The sequence below is a fragment of the Pseudomonas sp. genome, assembly GCF_050739995.1.
GTDB lineage: Bacteria > Pseudomonadota > Gammaproteobacteria > Pseudomonadales > Pseudomonadaceae > Aquipseudomonas.
On sequence record NZ_JBOICG010000324.1, the window covers coordinates 1 to 1997 of the forward strand.

1 protein-coding gene is annotated in these 1997 nt (G+C 61.9%); it reads right to left on the reverse strand.

The window, feature by feature from the left end; translation table 11 throughout:
- Positions 1–1716: transketolase (tkt, locus tag ACRESD_RS10875; RefSeq protein WP_431750912.1), on the reverse strand; the 1716-nt coding region annotated here is incomplete at its 3' end.
- Between the last annotated feature and the right edge of the window lie 281 nt (positions 1717–1997).

Below are 1997 nucleotides of genomic sequence, written 5' to 3' on the forward strand. Positions count from 1 at the left end.
CGCAATCAGGATGATTTTCGGGTGGTCGGCACCCGCCAACACATAAGCGCCCTTGGCCGCACCCGAGGCACTTGCATATTTCGTACGGTCCAGCGTCGGCAGCGTCTGACGCGACAACACCACACAGCTCGGCCGATGGGTCTGCGCCAACGCCACCTTCCACATCTCCAGCGTTTCATTGGCATCACCCGGCCGCAGCGTGAGCAGCCCCGGCGTGGCGCGCAGTTGGGTCAAATGTTCGATGGGCTGGTGCGTCGGCCCGTCTTCACCCACGCCGATGGAGTCATGGGTAAATACGAACACCACCGGCAACTCCATGATCGCCGCCAGACGGATCGGCGGTTTCATATAGTCGCTGAACACCAGGAACGTCGAGGTGTATGGGCGCAGGTACGACAACGCCATGCCATTGGCGATGGCGCCCATGGCATGCTCGCGGATACCGAAGTGCAGGTTGCGCCCGCTGTAGTCGTCGGCGCTGAAACGCCCGGCGCCGTCAAAGGTGAGGTTGGTCTTGGTCGAGGGCGATAAATCCGCCGAACCGCCGAGCAGCCAGGGGATGTGCTGGGCGAAGGCGTTCAGCACCTCGCCGCCCGAGGCCCGGCTGGCGATGCCTTTGGCATCCGCTGCGAAGCTCGGCAGGTCGGCCTGCCACTGCTCGGGCATTTCCCCGGCGCGCATGCGCTGGAGTTCATCGGCCAGGTGCGGGTCGAGGTGGGACAGGGTCTGGTTCCATTGGGTGAACAGAGGCTCGGCACGTTCGAGCAATGCATCGCGCAACGCCGTGCGGGCCTCATCCGGCACCAGGAAACTTGAGTCCTGCGGCCAGCCATAAGCGGCCTTGGTCAGACGGATTTCTTCTTCACCCAACGGCTCACCATGGGCGGCGGCGGTGTTGTGTTTGTGGGGTGAGCCATAGCCGATCACGCTATCGACCACAATCAGGGTCGGTGCGCCGGTGTTGGCCTGGAAGCTTTTCAGCGCAGTGCTCAATGCCTGTAAATCATTGGCATCGGTGACGTGCAAAGTGTGCCAGCCATACGCCTGGAAACGCTTGATCACATCCTCGCTGAACGCTAGCTCGGTGTGGCCCTCGATGCTGATGGTGTTGTTGTCGTAGATCCAGCACAGGTTATCCAGTTTCAGGTGCCCGGCCAGCGATGCCGCTTCGCTGCTGATGCCTTCCATCATGTCGCCGTCACCGCACAGGGTGTAAACGTTGTAGTTGAACAGTACCTGGCCGTCGCGGTTGAAACGCTTGGCCAGCCAGCGCTCGGCCATGGCCATGCCCACGCTGTTGGCGCAACCCTGGCCGAGCGGGCCGGTGGTGGTTTCCACGCCGGTGGTCATGCGGTATTCGGGATGGCCCGGGGTCTTGGAGCCCAACTGTCGGAACTGCTTGATATCGTCCAGGCTGATCGCTGGCGCCCCGGACGGCTTGCCGCGGGCATCCACTTCCACCACACCGGCCAGGTGCAGCAGCGAATACAGCAGCATCGACGCATGCCCGACCGACAACACGAACCGGTCCCGGTTGGGCCAGTCGGGATGCTCCGGGTGATAGCGCAGGAAACGACTCCACAACGTGTACCCCACCGGTGCCAGGCCCATCGGCGTGCCAGGATGGCCGGAGTTGGCCTTTTGCACGGCGTCCATGGCCAGGGTGCGAATCGTGTTGATGCATTGGGTGTCGACAGCAGTGGCGGCATGATTCATGAAACCGATCTCCCTCGGGTGGCGATCTACAGTGGAGGGCCGCGTGCGGCAAAGGTTTGATCCCATCGTCCGCCTTGCGACGAACGGGGTCATGTTGACTTCAAACATGACAAGACCCCGCGCAATGGGCTAGCTTCAAGAGCGTAGGCCATCGATCAACGTGCGGAGGTACGCCATGCCAGTGAAACACGACCTTTATCAGGACTTGGGGTTTAGCAAGGAAGTCGTTCACGAACGCAGGGCGAGCGATAAACGGTTGGACGTGCTGTTCACCCAATATG